At 70.2% G+C, this 15060-nt stretch carries 15 protein-coding genes; 14 read left to right on the forward strand and 1 reads right to left on the reverse strand.

The features are described from left to right. Positions 1-208: 208 nt before the first annotated feature. The 14 genes from H9Y04_RS47950 (at position 209) to hypE (ending at position 12314) form a co-directional block, all read left to right on the forward strand. Positions 209-2251, forward strand: a complete 2043-nt coding sequence (locus H9Y04_RS47950; RefSeq protein WP_187814347.1) for a PP2C family protein-serine/threonine phosphatase — start codon at positions 209-211, stop codon at positions 2249-2251. 4 nt (positions 2252-2255) lie between these two features. Then, positions 2256-2861, forward strand: coding sequence for a D-sedoheptulose-7-phosphate isomerase (locus tag H9Y04_RS15235; RefSeq protein ID WP_187814348.1), 606 nt, complete (start codon positions 2256-2258; stop codon positions 2859-2861). Positions 2862-2935: 74 nt separating this feature from the next. Then, complete coding sequence (locus H9Y04_RS15240) at positions 2936-3130, forward strand: HypC/HybG/HupF family hydrogenase formation chaperone (protein WP_214661201.1); 195 nt, start codon at positions 2936-2938, stop codon at positions 3128-3130. Further along, positions 3123-3827 (forward strand): D-sedoheptulose-7-phosphate isomerase, encoded by a 705-nt coding sequence (locus H9Y04_RS15245; protein WP_187814350.1) that lies wholly within the window; start codon positions 3123-3125, stop codon positions 3825-3827. The genes H9Y04_RS15240 and H9Y04_RS15245 overlap by 8 nt, the downstream gene beginning before the upstream one ends. A gap of 11 nt (positions 3828-3838) precedes the next feature. Continuing rightward, entirely contained in the window at positions 3839-4909 is a 1071-nt protein-coding gene (locus H9Y04_RS15250) for an NADH-quinone oxidoreductase subunit B family protein (RefSeq protein WP_187814351.1), read from the forward strand. Continuing rightward, a complete protein-coding gene (locus tag H9Y04_RS15255) occupies positions 4899-6671 on the forward strand; it encodes a nickel-dependent hydrogenase large subunit (protein WP_187814352.1) in 1773 nt (590 codons plus the stop codon). The genes H9Y04_RS15250 and H9Y04_RS15255 overlap by 11 nt, the downstream gene beginning before the upstream one ends. A 3-nt stretch (positions 6672-6674) precedes the next feature. Then, on the forward strand, positions 6675-7202 hold the full coding sequence (locus tag H9Y04_RS15260) for a NifU-related iron-sulfur-binding protein (protein ID WP_187814353.1): 528 nt from the start codon (positions 6675-6677) through the stop codon (positions 7200-7202). 8 nt (positions 7203-7210) lie between these two features. Further along, positions 7211-7828 carry a DUF5947 family protein gene (locus H9Y04_RS15265; RefSeq protein WP_187814468.1) on the forward strand — a complete coding sequence of 206 codons (618 nt, stop codon included), beginning with the start codon at positions 7211-7213 and terminating at the stop codon, positions 7826-7828. Continuing rightward, positions 7825-9060, forward strand: a complete 1236-nt coding sequence (locus tag H9Y04_RS15270; RefSeq protein WP_187814354.1) for a hypothetical protein — start codon at positions 7825-7827, stop codon at positions 9058-9060. Before H9Y04_RS15265 ends, H9Y04_RS15270 begins: the two co-directional genes overlap by 4 nt. Before the next feature lie 5 nt (positions 9061-9065). Then, entirely contained in the window at positions 9066-9584 is a 519-nt protein-coding gene (locus H9Y04_RS15275; protein WP_187814469.1) for a hydrogenase maturation protease, read from the forward strand. Further along, positions 9577-9843: a hydrogenase maturation nickel metallochaperone HypA/HybF gene (locus H9Y04_RS15280; RefSeq protein ID WP_187814355.1), complete on the forward strand. Its 267-nt coding sequence runs from the start codon at positions 9577-9579 to the stop codon at positions 9841-9843. Before H9Y04_RS15275 ends, H9Y04_RS15280 begins: the two co-directional genes overlap by 8 nt. 1 nt (position 9844) lies before the next feature. Next, positions 9845-10093, forward strand: coding sequence for a HypC/HybG/HupF family hydrogenase formation chaperone (locus H9Y04_RS15285; protein WP_214661202.1), 249 nt, complete (start codon positions 9845-9847; stop codon positions 10091-10093). Beyond that, a complete protein-coding gene (hypD, locus tag H9Y04_RS15290; protein ID WP_187814357.1) occupies positions 10093-11220 on the forward strand; it encodes a hydrogenase formation protein HypD in 1128 nt (375 codons plus the stop codon). The genes H9Y04_RS15285 and hypD overlap by 1 nt, the downstream gene beginning before the upstream one ends. After that, positions 11217-12314 (forward strand): hydrogenase expression/formation protein HypE, encoded by a 1098-nt coding sequence (hypE, locus tag H9Y04_RS15295; RefSeq protein WP_187814358.1) that lies wholly within the window; start codon positions 11217-11219, stop codon positions 12312-12314. Before hypD ends, hypE begins: the two co-directional genes overlap by 4 nt. Before the next feature lie 38 nt (positions 12315-12352). Here the strand turns inward: hypE and hypF are convergent, their stop codons facing one another. Continuing rightward, a complete protein-coding gene (gene hypF / locus H9Y04_RS15300; protein WP_187814359.1) occupies positions 12353-14713 on the reverse strand; it encodes a carbamoyltransferase HypF in 2361 nt (786 codons plus the stop codon). Positions 14714-15060: the final 347 nt, after the last annotated feature.

Genomic DNA, 15060 nt, shown 5'->3' on the forward strand with positions numbered 1-15060 from the left:
ACTCCTTCATGAGGCGCCTTGGCCGCGACATATCCGACTACGGGACATGCAATAGCCGTCACCGCGTCCTGTGGCCTATGACGCGCTGATATGACTCGTTCCTGGTGCTTGCTCGTGCCCTGGCTTGAGTACGCCCCCCCGCATCCGTGTGGGGGATGCCGTCGGCTCTCGTGACGCGGGCCGCCGGGAGCTGGCAGCGGAGGGCCCAGTGGAACGCGACAAGGCAGCCGCAGCAGAGGACTGGGACGAACTGAGGGCGGAAGACCGTGACGCCGACTGTGCGGCGCACACCGTGCGCAACCCGGTGGGCCTGGCGCAGCTGCTGTACGACCGCGTGGGCCCCTGGGGCGCCACGACGGTGCTGTTGGCGGTCATCGACGGTGAGGGAGGGCTTCGGATGAGCGGCGTCGCCGGAGCCGCGACCCGGGCGGTCAGTGACTGGTCACGCATTCCGCTGAGCTGTCTGTTCCCTCTTGTCCGGTTGGCGCCGAAGGAACAGGTGCTGTGGCAGTCCGACGAGAGTGGCGAGCGGGTCCTGACCTGGGTGACCGCGTGGAACGGCCCGGCCGGCGCGCGCATTGCGGGAAGGACACCGGCCGCCGGGGGCGCCGACGAGCGGTTCCTCTGTGTGGTGAGTGTGACCTGGCCGAAAGGGGAGCCGCTGGAACCGTCGGTGGCCGACAGCGCGCGGTTGCTGGTCGGCGACGTGGGACGGGCCTTGCGCGAGCTGGCCGTAGTGGCCCTGCCCGACGAGGAGTTCGCGGCGCCGTGGCTGGTGGCGGTCTTGGACGCGATCCCCATTCCGGCGGCGTTGCTCTTCCCGGTCCGGGACGAGAGGCAGCGAGTCGTGGAGTTCAGGATCGAGCGGTGCAACGGACGCGCCACGGACGTTCTGGGGAGGCCCTCCGATCGCATCGCCGGGGGCGGGTTGCTGACGGTGTTCCCCGGACTTGCCCCGGCCGGCGTCTTCGACGCCTACGTCAAGGTTCTGGAGAGCGGGGTTCCACTGGAACAGGGCCCCTTCTTCTACGAGGAGCCGTTGCGTGGCGTCCGGTTTCCCGCCGTGATGAGCGTGCGGGCGCAGCGGGTGGCCGGCGGCCTCCTGGTCAGCTGGCAGTTCCACGACGAACAGGCCCGGATGGCGGCCCGCATCGACGACGCCGAGCGGCTGGTCAACCTGGGGTGGGCGGAGTGGAACCTGGTCACGGGGGACGCCACCTGGTCGCGGGGCGTCTACGAGGTAATCGGGGCCGATCCGGTCAGTGGGCCGTTGCCGTTGGACGCACTCTCCCGGTTTGTGCACAAGGACGACCTCTCCACTGTCACCGCGGCGATGGAGACCCTTCGCGCGCGAGACGAGCCCGCGACGTTCGAAGTGCGCACCGGGAACACCGGGGAGACGCGACACGTCAGCGTCACCGCCGAGCTGGTGCGCGACAGTCTCGGCAACATGATCGCCGTGCATGGCGTGGTGCAGGACGTCACCGCCACCCGCCGGATCGAGGCCGCCTTGGAGGCATCCCGGCGGGAGGCCGAGCGCCACCGGATGCGGATGGCCGAGGACCTCCAACTGGCCCTGCTGCCCAGGCCGTCCGCCCGATTGCCCGGACTGCGGATCGCCCTGCGCTACCGGCCCGCGGAGGACAGTGCACGTGTCGGCGGGGACTGGTTCGAGGCGGCGCCGATACCTGACGGGCGGGTGCTCATCGCCATCGGGGACGTCAGCGGGCACGGCCTGCGGGCCGCCGCCTCCATGGCCCGGCTGCGCAACGCCCTGCTGGGCATCGCCCACACCGGAGCCGACGCGGCAAAGATCCTGCACTGCCTCAATCTCGTCACCCTCCACAGTGAGGAGGAGTCTGTGATGGCGACCGCAGTGGTCGGCCACTTCTGCCCGGGAGAGCGGACCCTGGTCTGGGCTCGGGGCGGCCACCCTCCCCCCGTACTCGTGCGTGACGGACGCGCCAGAGAATTGGACAACGACGGCGGGGCCTCACTCGGCGTCGTCCCCGACCCCGGTTATCGCCTGGTGACCACCCGGCTGCGGCCCGGGGACCGCGTGATCCTGTACACCGACGGCCTGGTGGAACGCCGTGACGACCACCACGACCGACGTCATGCACTTCTCCTCGACGCCGCGCGACGGGGCGCGCGTGGCGACCCGGGGCACCACCTGGGCACGCTGCTGTCGACCTTGGACACCAACTCGGAGGACGACACCTGCGTCATCGTCCTCCATGTGGAGGGGTGAGGGTATGACCGAAACCAGCGAGGCGTGGGAGGGGGCGGTCCACCGCGTCTTCGCCCGTCGGGAACCCGCTGTGCACGGCATCGCCGAGCAGGACTGGCAGTTGGGGGAAGTCTGCCGGGACATGGCGGCGAGGTTCCGCCGGGGCGGCCGCCTGATCACGTTCGGCAACGGCGCCGCAGCCACGGACGCGAGTCATCTCGCCGTCGAGTTCCTGCACCCGGCCGTCGTCGGCAAGCGCGCCCTGCCGGCGATGGCCCTCGGCAACGACGCGCCGACCCTCAGCGGGATCGCGACACGTGACGGGATCGCGGCGACCTTCGAGCACCAACTGCGCGCCTTCGCCGGCGAGGGGGACATCGCCCTGGGCATCTCGCCGGACGGCCGCTGCCGCAATGTCCACCGAGCCGTGGCGGCGGCCCGTGAACTCGGCCTGCTGACCGTCGTCCTGAGCGGTGGCGTCCGCGAGGCAGCCCCGGCTGCCGACCATCTCCTGGTGGCCCGCTCCGCCGACCCGCTGGTCGTGAAGGAGGTCCACATGACCTACTACCACCTGCTGTGGGAACTCACACAGATCATTCTGGAGCGGCACGAGTCGGTGCGGACCGCATGAGCGGGCGCGGAGAACAGACGCAACGGCCGTGTCTTGGCGATGTCTGTACGACCTGTTCGGACGAAGCGGTCCCGATGCGGCTGGTGAAGCTGCTGCCCGGCGAGCTGGCGCTGGCCGAGGCCGGGGGAGCGGTGCAGGAGATCAGCGTGGCGCTCGTCTCGGCGGAGGCCGGCGACCTCGTACTCGTCCACGCCGGAGAGGCCATCGCCCGGATCGAGCACGCGGCGGCGCAGACAGGCGCCGAACTCGGGGAGGTGCCGGATGAGTGACGGACCGGGCGCCGGCGAAGTGCCGGACACCATACGGGAGTTGTACCCCTTCCTCTACGAAGGGTCGACGGAGCCCGACGCCGTGCCGGCCGAGGTGATGCATGCGGTGCGGGACAAGGCAGCGGAGCTCATCGCGCTCCGGCGCACCGTGGTGGCGGCCTGCGCCGGACAGATCGCCGCGTGCGCAGGGGCCATGGCGGAGCGGTTCGCGGCCGGCGGGCGCCTGTTCACGTTCGGCAACGGTGGAAGCAGTACGGACGCGCAGGGTTTGGCCACCACGTTCCTGCACCCGCCGCCCGGCTCCTCGGTCCTGCCGGCCCTGTCGCTGACCAGCGACGCGGCCGTCGTCACCGCGCTGTCCAACGACGTCGGATTCGAGTGGGTCTTCGCCCGCCAGCTGGCGGCCGTCGGACGGCGAGCCGATATCGCCGTGGGTCTGACGACCAGCGGCGGTTCGGCGAACGTCCTCCGCGCCTTCGAGGAAGCCGCGCGGCAGGGGCTGTTGACCGTCGCGCTGGCGGGACGTGACGGGGGCCGTCTGGCCGGACTCGATGTCCTCGACCACCTGTTCGTCGTGCCGTCGGATTCCGTCCACCGCATCCAAGAGGCGCAGGCGACTGTGTGCCACACGCTGTGGGAGGTCACCCAGCAAGCACTGGGCGGCGCGCGGGACATGGTGCGAGGTGAGGCGCGGTGATCGCGCACGGCATGTCTGCCGAGGACCCGTTGGTCCACCTTCTGTGGATCAACGCGGGGCTCAGCTGCGACGGAGACTCCGTCGCGCTGACTGCGGCCACCCAGCCGAGCATCGAGGAGATCGCGACGCGGGCGCTCCCCGGCCTACCTCGGGTCGCGCTGCACTGGCCGTTGCTCGACTACGAGTGCGGTCCTCAGGGCGGGGCCGAGGACTTCATGGGCTGGTTCCACCGGGCCGCCCGTGGCGAACTGGATCCGTTCGTGCTGGTCGTCGAGGGATCCGTTCCGAACGAGGCGGTGAAGCGGGAGGGTTACTGGACCGGCTTCGGCAACGACCCGGCGACGGGCCAGCCCATCACCGTGTGCGAGTGGCTCGACCGGTTGACTCCCATGGCCACGGCGGTCGTCGCGGCGGGCACGTGCGCCGCGTATGGCGGCGTCCACGCCATGGCGGGCAACCCGACCGGCGCCATGGGCCTGCCCGACTACCTCGGCTGGCAGTGGCGGTCGAAGGCGGACATCCCGATCGTCTGCGTGCCGGGCTGCCCGGTCCAGCCGGACAGCTTCGCGGAGACCTTGGTCCATCTCCTGTACCAGATCACCGGTCAGGCTCCCGCGATCGAGCTGGACGACAGCCTCCGCCCCACCTGGCTGTTCGGGCGCACTGTGCACGAGAACTGCGGTCTCGCCGGCTACTACGAGCAGGGCGGTTTCGCCGCCGGGTACGGGCAGGAACAGTGCCTGGTGAAGATCGGCTGCTGGGGCCCCGCCGTCAAGTGCAATGTGCCCCGGCGCGGTTGGATCAACGGCGTCGGTGGCTGCCCCAACGTCGGAGGTGTCTGCATCGCGTGCACCATGCCGGGTTTCCCCGACCACTTCATGCCGTTCATGGACGAGCCGCACGGCATGCCGACACCACCGCCCTCGGAGGGCTTGTACGCGACCTTCGTACGGACGCTGCGCACCGTCGTCCTGTACGAGGCCGAGAAGGAACCGGAGTGGCGCCGACCTGGCGGCTCACTCGCCACGGGCTACACGGCGCCTTGGGAAGACGCCGGAGGGGATGGCGAGCATGGCGGATGACGGTCTGGTCGAGATGGCGTGGGATCCCATCACCCGCATCGTGGGGAGCCTCGGCATCCATACGAAGATCGACTTCGGACGGGGGCGCGTCGCGGAGTGTCACAGCACCTCGTCGATCTTCCGCGGTTACAGCGTCTTCATGCAGGGCAAGGACCCGCGGGACGCACACTTCATCAGCAGTCGTATCTGCGGCATCTGCGGTGACAACCACGCCACGTGCTCCGTGTACGCGCAGCAGATGGCCTATGGAATCCGTCCGCCGCACCTTGCGGAGTGGATCCTGAATCTCGGCGAATCCGCCGAGTACATGTTCGACCACAATCTCTTCCAGGAGAACATGGTCGGCGTCGACTACTGCGAGCGCATGGTCCGCGAGACCAACCCCGGAGTGCTGGCGCTGGCCGAGCGCACCGAGGCCCCCCACGCGGCCGAGCACGGATACCGGACGATCGCCGCCATCATGCGCTCGCTCAACCCGATGGAGGGGGAGTTCTACCGCCAGGCGCTCCAAGTCAGCCGTTCCACCCGGGAGATGTTCTGCCTGATGGAGGGACGGCACGTGCATCCCTCGACGGTGTACCCGGGCGGTGTCGGCACCATCGCCTCGGTGCAGTTGTTCACCGACTACCTCACCCGGCTGATGCGGTACGTCGAGTTCATGAAGAAGGTCGTCCCCATGCACGACGACCTCTTCGACTTCATCTACCAGGCCATGCCGGGATACGAGGAGGTCGGCCGCCGGCGCGTACTGCTCGCGTGCTGGGGAGGTATGAACGACCCGGCGCACTGCGACTTCCGCTACGAGACGATGAACGAGTGGGGCCGTCGGATGTTCATCACTCCCGGCGTCGTGGTGGACGGCCGGCTGGTGACCAACGACCTGGTGGACATCAACCTCGGCATCCGCATCCTGCTGGGCAGTTCCTTCTACGACGACTGGGACGACCGGGAACCGTTCGTGACCCACGATCCGCTGGGCAACCCCGTGGACCGACGGCATCCCTGGAACCAGCACACCGTCCCGCGACCCCAGAAGCGCGACTTCGACGGCAACTACACCTGGGTGATGTCGCCCCGCTGGTTCGACGGGACCGAGCACCTGGCCCTCGACACCGGGGGAGGCCCGCTGGCCAGGCTGTGGTCGACGGCTCTGGCCGGTCTCGTCGACATCGGCTACATCAAGGCCACGGGGCGCAGCGTCCTCATCAACCTGCCGCGCACCGCCAACAAGCCCGAGACCACCTTCGAGTGGCGGGTCCCGGAGCACCGCGGCGAGCCGCTCAGCAACGCCATCGAACGCAACCGGGCCCGCACCTACTTCCAGGCGTACGCCGCCGCCATGGCCCTGCACTTCGCGGAGCGGGCCCTCGCCGAGGTACGCGGCGGCCGCACCGACACCTGGAGCCCGTTCGAGGTGCCGGACGACGCCGTCGGCTGCGGATTCAGCGAGGCGGTCCGAGGCGCCCTGTCCCATCACATGGTCATCAGGGACGGCAAGATCGCGAACTACCACCCGTATCCTCCGACGCCGTGGAACGCCAGCGGCCGGGACATCCACGGCACGCCCGGACCGTTCGAGGACGCGGTGCAGAACACCCCGATCTTCGAGGAGAACCCGCCGGAGACGTTCAAGGGCATCGACATCATGCGCACCGTGCGCAGCTTCGACCCGTGCATGCCCTGCGGCGTCCACCTCTACCTCGGCAAGGGGCGCGTCCTGAGGAAGTCGCACTCACCCACCGCATACACCGCGGGGAGCTGACCCATGGACGAACTGCGCGCTGTCGAGGCCCGAGTGGCGGAGCTCGTCCGCCGGCTCTCCGCCACACCTCAGGTGGGCGATCAGGCCGAGGAACTCGTCCGACTGCTGATGCGGCTGTATGGGGCCGGGCTCGCCCGCATCACTGCGCTGCTGTCGCCCGAGGACGTGGCCCGGCTCACCGCTGATGACCTCGTGGGCAGTCTGCTCATCCTGCACGATCTGCATCCGCGGCCCACCGTCGCGCGCGTCGAGGAGGCGCTGGCGAAGGCCCGGGCCCAGGTGGGTGCCGACCCGGACGGCATCGTGCTGCTCGGCGTCGAGGACCGCGACGTGATCCGGGTCCGACTGGGTGCTGCCGTCGGCAGGTGCCCCTCTTCCCTGAGCGCCGTACGGCAGATCGTGGACCAGGCGGTTGCGGCAGTGGCTCCCGAAGTGGCCGAGATCCGGCTTGAGCCGTCGCCACGCGAGCCCGAACTCCTGCAGATCCTCCCCGGCCCACCGCGCTCGCATGATGCGGCAGCCCCGCGGTGACCGCCGGGATGGGCCTGCGCCGCTTCCTTGACGCGCCGACGGCGGAGACGCGGCCGGCTGCGCCCGGCTGCGAACTGTGTGGCGCCTCCATCCGTAGCTCCGGGCATGCCCACGCCGTGGACCTCGACGCCCGCCGACTGCTGTGTGTCTGCACGGCATGCCGGCTGCTCCTCACCGACCGGGGTGGCGCCCGGGGGCGCTACCGGACCGTGCCCGACCGTTATCGCCGGGTCCCCGATTTCACGGTGACCCGGGCCCAGTGGGAGGAGCTCGGGATCCCCGTCCGGTTCTGCTTCACATTCCGCAACTCGCGTCTCGGGCAGTACGTGGCCCAGTACCCGAGCCCCGCCGGAGCTACGGAGGCGCTTTTGCCGACTGCGGTCTGGCAGAGGGTGCTGGCGGCGAACCCACCCGCCTCCGAAGCCGCCGACGATGTCGAGGCACTGCTGCTGCGCCGCCAAGATCACCATGTCGAGTGCCATCTGGTGCCCATCGACGCCTGCTACCGGCTGGTCGCGCGCGTGCGCACGCACTGGCAGGGCTTCGACGGACGCGGTCGGGTACGTGCCGAGACGGACGCGTTCTTCGAGCACCTGCAAGCCCGGGAGCAGGGAGGCATCCGGTGAGTGACGACGTCTCCGCGACGGAGCCGACGGGATTCGAGCACGCCCGTGCGGTGGCCGACGCGATCCTCTTTGAGGGATACGTCCTGTACCCCTACCGCGCCAGCGCGCCCAAGAACCGGATGCGCTGGCAGTTCGGTGTGCTGGCGCCACCCGGTTCGGACCGGTCGGAGACCACGTTCGCGCAGACCGAGTGTCTCGCCGTGGTGACCGGGCCGCAGCCGTCGCTCGTCGTCAAGGTCAGGTTCCTCCAGGCCGAGCGGAGATCGGCGTACGGCTCGGGTGAACCGCCCTGGGACGAGGGAGTGGTGCGCGAGGTCGACGCTCGTGTGTCTCTCACCCCGGGCACCGTCCGCACCTTCCCCTTCCACATGCCCGGGCGGCAGACGCCGGAGCGCACCCGGCAACCACTGTCCGGTCTTCTGCGCATCGAGACCTCATGCCCGCCCTGCGACGGGCTGCACTCGGTGCGGATACGGGTGGAGAACCACTCGGCCGGACCTGTCGCCCCCAGGTCGCGGATGCTGCTCGGCTCCCTCATCGGCACGCACACCCTCATCGCGGCCGACCAGGCCCGCTTCCTGTCGCTTGCGGACCCGCCGGCATGGGCCGCACAGGCAGCCGCCGGGTGCGACAACCGGCACACGTGGCCGGTCCTTGTCGACGACACGACGGTGCTCTCCAGCCCGATCATCCTGGAGGACCGCCCGCGGATCGCGCCGGAGAGCACCGCCGATTTCTACGACGCCACGGAGATCGACGAGTTGCTGACTTTGCGCACACTGACTCTCACCGACGAGGAGAAGCGCGCGGCACGGGCCACCGATGCCCGGGCGGCGGCGATCGTCGATCACGCCGAGGCCATGACGGGACCCGAACTGGAGCGGCTGCACGGCAGGCTGCGGCGCCTCGACGAGGTCGACGGCCCGAATCCGTCCCCGGGGGATACGGCAGCAGGCTGGGACGAGCCCGCAGCGGAGGCGGAGCAGGGCGTGGCGGTTCGCGGCGGCCGGGCCGTCGCGGGTGCCCGCGTGCGCCTGTGCCCCGGCAGCCGACGCGCCGATGCCCAAGACATGTTCCTGCACGGCCGGACGGCCCGCGTCGCAGCCGTGCTCCATGACGTCGACGGCGGCCGGCATGTGGCCGTGATCCTCGACGACGACCCGGCGGCGGAACTGCACGACGCGGTCGGCCGCCACTGGCATTTCGCACCGGACGAGGTGGAGTTGCTGTGAGAGTCATGGTCGCGGGCGTGGGCAACGTGTTCCTGCGGGACGACGGTTTCGGCGTGGAAGTCGTACGGCGCCTCGCCTCGGTCCCGTTGCCCGAGGGAACGCGGGTGGCCGACTTCGGTATTCGCGGGGTGCACCTCGCGCACGAGCTGATGAACGGCTACGAGGGCCTGGTCCTCGTCGACGCGTTGCCGAGCGGCCACCCCCCGGGCACGGTCTGCCTCCTGGATCCGGAACTTCCCGGCCCAGAGGAGCGGATGCCGGGCCTGGGACCGCCGGTGGACGCGCACGACATGGGGCCCGAGGCGGTCCTGTGCCTGATACGACAGCTCGGCGTACGGGTGCCGTGGATGCGCGTGGTGGGTTGTGAACCCGCCGACCTCGGCGAGGGAATGGGGCTCAGCCCCGCCGTGGACGGGGCGGTCGACGAGGCCGTGCGCCTTGTGAGGAATCTGCTCGGAGAGGCCTCGGTGCGCGCCGAGGACTGCGATCCCGAAGAGGAGAAGGAGGCGAAGGGCCGTGCATGAGACCGGACTGTGCGAGGCAATTCTCGACGCTGTGGAGCGCCGGGCGAAAGGACGCCGGGTCACCGGGGTGAAGGTGCGGATCGGCACCCTGCACGCGGTGTCGGCGCCTGCCCTGGCCCAGTCGTTCGAGCTGGTGTCGGCCGGCAGCGTCGCCGACGGCGCTGTGATCGACCTGGTCCCGGTGGACGGTGACACGTTCGTCCTGGAATCGATCCGGCTCGCGGAGGGGACGGGCGATGTGCCTCGGCATCCCGGGTGAGGTGATCGAAATCGTCGGTGGACAGCCGGACTTGGCGCTGGTCGAGGTCAGCGGAGTGCGCCGCGCCGTGAACATCGCGCTCTTGGAGGACGACGGAATAGCACCCGGCGACTGGATCCTCATCCACGTCGGGTTCGCACTGTCCAAGATCGACGAGGAAGAGGCCCGCGCGGCCATGGAGTTCCTCGAAGGTCTCGGACAGGCCTACGAGGACGAGATCACCGCACTGCGGGATTCGGGAGACGACTGATGCGCTACGTCGACGAGTACCGGGACGCCGACAAGGCCCGAGTGCTGGCGGCAGAGATCGCCGACCTGTGCGCGGCGGACCGCACGTACACCTTCATGGAGGTGTGCGGCGGGCACACGCACACCATCTACAAGCACGGCATCGAGGACCACCTTCCCGACAACGTCCACCTCGTCCACGGGCCGGGCTGTCCGGTCTGCGTGATCCCGATGGGCCGGGTCGACGACGCCATCCACATCGCGCAGCAGCCCGACGTCATCATGACGACGTTCGGGGACATGATGCGGGTGCCCGGCGGCAGCGCCTCGTTCCTCGACGCCAAGGCAGCGGGCGCCGACATCCGCATGGTCTACTCGCCGCTGGACGCGCTCAGGATCGCCCGCGCCCACCCGGACAAGCGGGTGGTCTTCATGGCGATCGGCTTCGAGACGACGGCCCCGTCGACCGCCGTGACCGTGCTGCGCGCCGCAGCCGAAGGCCTCGACAACTTCTCGGTGTTCTGCAACCACGTCACGATCATCCCGGCGATCAAGGCGATCCTGGACTCTCCCGACCAGCGCCTGGACGGGTTCCTCGGCCCCGGGCACGTCTCCACGGTCATCGGTTGCCGGCCGTACGAGTTCATCGCCGAGCTTCACCGCAAGCCGCTGGTCGTCGCGGGCTTCGAGCCGCTGGACATCCTGCGCTCGGTCCACCTGCTGCTGCGGCAGCTCGCCGAGGGGCGTGCCGCCGTCGAGAACCAGTACGGCCGCGTCGTGCCCTGGGACGGAAACCTCAAGGCACTGCGGGCCCTGGGCCAAGTCATGGAACTGCGACCGCACTTCGAATGGCGCGGCCTGGGGTTCATCTCGCACTCCGCGCTGCGCCTGAAGGACGCGTACGCCGCCCACGACGCGGAACGGCTCTTCGACGTACCCGGGGTCCGGGTCGCCGACCCGAAGGCCTGCCAGTGCGGAGAGGTACTCAAGGGGGTGCTCAAGCCCTGGCAGTGCAAGGTCTTCGGCACCGCCTGCACACCCGAGACCCCGATCGGCACCTGCATGGTCTCCTCCGAAGGGGCCTGCGCCGCGTACTACAACTTCGGCAGGTTCACCCGCGCCGCGGTACGGGAGGCGACTCGGTCATGACCACGGACCAGGGAGCCCAGGGCCGGCAGGAACAAGAGGTGTTGCGGCGCATCGAGCGTGCGCGTGGCCGCCCCGCCCGGCTGCGGGACGAGCGCATCACCCTTGCCCACGGGGCAGGTGGCAAGGCCACGCACACCCTCATCGAGGCGGTTTTCCTGGCCGCTTTCCACAATCCGGTGCTGGAACGGCTGGAGGACCAGGCGGTGTGCGAGGCGGGCGGCGTCCGCCTCGCTTTCACCACGGACGCGTACGTGGTGTCCCCCCTCTTCTTCCCCGGCGGCGACATCGGGGACCTCGCGGTCAACGGAACAGTGAACGACCTGGCGATGTCCGGGGCGCGTCCGCTGTATCTCTCGGCGGGCTTCATCCTGGAAGAGGGCTTCCCCGTCGCGGATCTGACCCGGATCGCCGCCTCGATGGCGCAGGCTGCCACCGCAGCCGGCGTCCAGATCGTCACGGGCGACACCAAAGTCGTGGAGCGGGGCAAGGCCGACGGCTGCTACGTCACCACGGCCGGAGTCGGCGTGGTGGAGCACCCGTTCGAGCTGGGCGCCGCACAGGCCCGCCCCGGCGATGTGGTCCTGGTGTCCGGGCCGATCGGCGACCACGGGACTACGGTCCTTGTCGCCCGTGGCGAACTCGGCATCGAGAGCGACCTGGAATCCGACACCGCCCCGCTGGCCGGAGCGGTGGCGGCCCTGCTCGGCGCCTGCGGCAAGGACGTGCGATGCCTGCGCGACGCGACGCGCGGCGGTGTGGCCACGGTCCTCAACGAGATCGCGCGTGCCTCGGGCGTCGCCGTCGTCCTCGACGAGGACGCGGTGCCGGTGCGGCCCCAAGTGCGCGGCGCGGCGGAGATCCTCGGTCTCGATCCGCTCTACATCGCCTGCGAGGGCCGCATGGTCGCCGTCGTGGACGCGGCCCGCTCGCAGGAGGCTCTGGAGGCCCTGCGCGCCCACCCTCTCGGACGCGACGCGGCGCTCGTCGGCCGTGTCGTGGCGGATCCGGCGCCGCTGGTGCTGTGCAGGACCGCGTTCGGTGGCACCCGCATCGTGGACGTCCTCGTCGGCGACCCGCTGCCGCGCATCTGCTGAGCACGCGGACGGACCAGCATCCGAGCACGCGTCGTGGCTCAGCAGGGTCCGACCGCTTCACCCTCCCGGGTTCGCGCGGCCGCCACCGCTGCCTGCCCGAGACTGATCCCGCCGTCGTTCGGCGGGATATGGCGATGCGTCAGCACCCGGAAGCCGTGTCGGCGCAGCAAGTCAGTGGTGCGGTCGAGAAGGAGAGCGTTCTGGAAGACGCCTCCCGACAGTGCGACGAGCTCCAGCCCAGTGGTCTCGCGCAGGCCACAGCATCCGTCGAGGACCGCATGCGCGACGCCGTTGTGGAAGCGGGCCGCGATGACCTCGTTCGGGGTGCCCGCACGCACGTCGGCGACGACCTCACGGACCAGGTCGGTGCCGTGTACCAGGCCGTCGGCGCGCACGCGGGCGACGTAGGCCCCGGTGACCGATGGGTCGGCGCACCGCTCCAGTTCGACGGCCGCCTGTCCCTCGTAGGAGACCGCGTCCCGCAGATCCAGGAGCGCGGCGACGGCATCGAAGAGCCGCCCGACGCTGGACGTGGGAGGAGCGTGCACACCGGAGCGGGCGACCGCCCGCACCTCCTCCCAGCGGTCGGCGTTGCGCCGGCGGACGGCCAAGCCGTCACCGCGCCCGTCCCCGCAGGCGTCGAGGTAGACGACTGCCATCCGCCAGGGCTCGCGCACCGCGGCCTCGCCGCCGGGCAGCGGAACCGGCGTGAAGTGCCCCGCGCGACGGAAACCGGTCAGGTCGGCGACGAGGAACTCGCCGCCCCACAAGGTGTGGTCGGAGCCGTAGCCCAGGCCATCGAAGGCCACCCCGATGACCGGACCGCGCACACCGTTGTCGACCAGGCAGGAGGCAATGTGCGCATGGTGGTGCTGCACACCCACCAGCTCCGCTCCCCATGTGTCGGCGAGGTCGTGCGCGTACTTCGTCGACAGGTACTCGGGGTGCAGATCGTGGGCGATCACCTCCGGGTCTATTCCGAACAGTCGCCGGTGATGGGCGACGCCGTCGGTGAAGGACCGCAGCGCGTCAGGGTGCTTGAGGTCGCCCACGTGGGGGGAGACGACGGCGCGACGACCTCGCGCCAGGCAGAAAGTGCTCTTCAACTGGGCGCCGCAGGCCAGTACGGGGCGTTGGGCGGGCGACAGGAGCGCCAGTGGTTCGGGAGCGTGGCCGCGCGCCCGGCGCACCAGGTGAGCGCCGCCCGTGACGACCCGTACCACGGAGTCGTCGGCGCGCGCGTGGATCGGCCGGTCATGGGTGAGGAACGCATCGGCGATCCCCGCGAGCCGCCGGAGGGCGTCGGCTTCGTCGTACGCGATGGGCTCGTCGAAGAGGTTGCCGCTGGTGAGCACGTACGGCCTGGCCAGTTGCGCGCACAACAAGTGGTGCAGGGGGGTGTAGGGCAGCATCAGGCCCAGATCCCGGCAACCGGGCGCCACCGACGCGGCAAGTCCCGCGCCTGCCCGCCGCGGCAGCAGCACGATGGGGGCGCGCACGGATCGCAGCAGCCCGAGTCCCGTGTCCTCCACCTCGCACAGCCGTCGCGCCGTCGAGGTGTCGGGGACCATGACGGCGAACGGCTTCTCCTCGCGACGCTTACGGGATCGCAGAAGGCGCACAGCCGGTTCATTCACCGAGTCCACCGCGAGGTGATACCCGCCCAGCCCCTTCACCGCCAGGACCCGGCCCGCTCGCAGCATCTCGGCGGCCTCGGCAACGGGGTCGCCCGGGAGCGCCCGGCCGGTGGCGGCGTCTACGAGTCGAAGGGTGGGGCCGCACGCAGGGCAGCACAACGGCTGCGCGTGGAACCGCCGGTCGGAGGGGTCGTGGTACTCGCTCTCGCAGGCGGCGCACATCGCGAACGCCGCCATGGTCGTCCGTACACGGTCGTAGGGCAGGGACCGGACAACAGTGAAGCGGGGGCCGCAATTGGTGCAGTTGATGAACGGGTGGCGGAAGCGGCGGTCGGTCGGGTCGAAGAGCTCACGAAGACAGTCCGCGCAGGTGGCGATGTCCGGCGGAATCGACGCGTCGGCGACGTCTGCAGACGTGGATCGCCCATGGCTGTCGACGTTGGCGATCACGGACGTGCCGCTCCGACTGGCCGCGATGAGGAACGCGTCGCCCGTCTGCTCACCGGGACCCACCGGCTCGACGCTCTGGGCGCTGATCCGCTCGATCACGGACAGGGGCGGCGCCTCCCGCTCCAGCGCTTGCCGGAACCGCGCCAAGGACTCGGCGGTGCCCGCCGCTTCGATGAGAACTCCGCCGAGATCGTTGGCGACCAGGCCGGTGAGCCCGTGCCGGACGGCGATCGCGTGCACGAACGGCCGGAAGCCTACGCCCTGTACGACCCCTTCCACGCGGAGGCGGACACGTACGTACGGTGTGGTCACATGGCCATCGTGGCGCCGGTCACGCCTCCAGGCCGCTCATGTCCGAATGTGCAGGAACGCGGCAGAGGTCTGTCCACTTGCGGGCCCATCCGGGCAGCGCCCGCACTCGGTTCGGACCGAATTCACCCGAGCAGCGCGCGGTACGGCCGGGGTACTGGCACGAGGCTCGGACCGCAGCCACTCATCGGGCTGAGAGAGATTTCGAGAGCCAGGACGACGAGGCCTCCACTCGTGCGGCACGGCCCCGTCCGGCAATCTCGCACAGTCGCACACCGGCACGGACAACTCCTCGCCTCAAGAAGACCTTTCAGTGCCGTGCAGAACACTTGCGGGCAGTTCCGCACCGA

The organism is Streptomyces polyasparticus (assembly GCF_014493765.1).
Taxonomy (GTDB): Bacteria; Actinomycetota; Actinomycetes; order Streptomycetales; family Streptomycetaceae; genus Streptomyces; species Streptomyces polyasparticus.

What these genes read in the sequence shown, in the direction of transcription:
- H9Y04_RS15275 (WP_187814469.1), top strand. Translation starts at nt 9,066, where the DNA reads ATGGTCGCGGGCGTGGGCAACGTGTTCCTGCGGGACGACGGTTTCGGC.
- H9Y04_RS15260 (WP_187814353.1), top strand. Translation starts at nt 6,675, where the DNA reads ATGGACGAACTGCGCGCTGTCGAGGCCCGAGTGGCGGAGCTCGTCCGC.
- H9Y04_RS15250 (WP_187814351.1), top strand. Translation starts at nt 3,839, where the DNA reads ATGTCTGCCGAGGACCCGTTGGTCCACCTTCTGTGGATCAACGCGGGG.
- hypD (WP_187814357.1), top strand. Translation starts at nt 10,093, where the DNA reads ATGCGCTACGTCGACGAGTACCGGGACGCCGACAAGGCCCGAGTGCTG.
- H9Y04_RS15245 (WP_187814350.1), top strand. Translation starts at nt 3,123, where the DNA reads ATGAGTGACGGACCGGGCGCCGGCGAAGTGCCGGACACCATACGGGAG.
- H9Y04_RS15235 (WP_187814348.1), top strand. Translation starts at nt 2,256, where the DNA reads ATGACCGAAACCAGCGAGGCGTGGGAGGGGGCGGTCCACCGCGTCTTC.
- hypE (WP_187814358.1), top strand. Translation starts at nt 11,217, where the DNA reads ATGACCACGGACCAGGGAGCCCAGGGCCGGCAGGAACAAGAGGTGTTG.
- H9Y04_RS15255 (WP_187814352.1), top strand. Translation starts at nt 4,899, where the DNA reads ATGGCGGATGACGGTCTGGTCGAGATGGCGTGGGATCCCATCACCCGC.
- H9Y04_RS15265 (WP_187814468.1), top strand. Translation starts at nt 7,211, where the DNA reads ATGGGCCTGCGCCGCTTCCTTGACGCGCCGACGGCGGAGACGCGGCCG.
- H9Y04_RS15240 (WP_214661201.1), top strand. Translation starts at nt 2,936, where the DNA reads ATGCGGCTGGTGAAGCTGCTGCCCGGCGAGCTGGCGCTGGCCGAGGCC.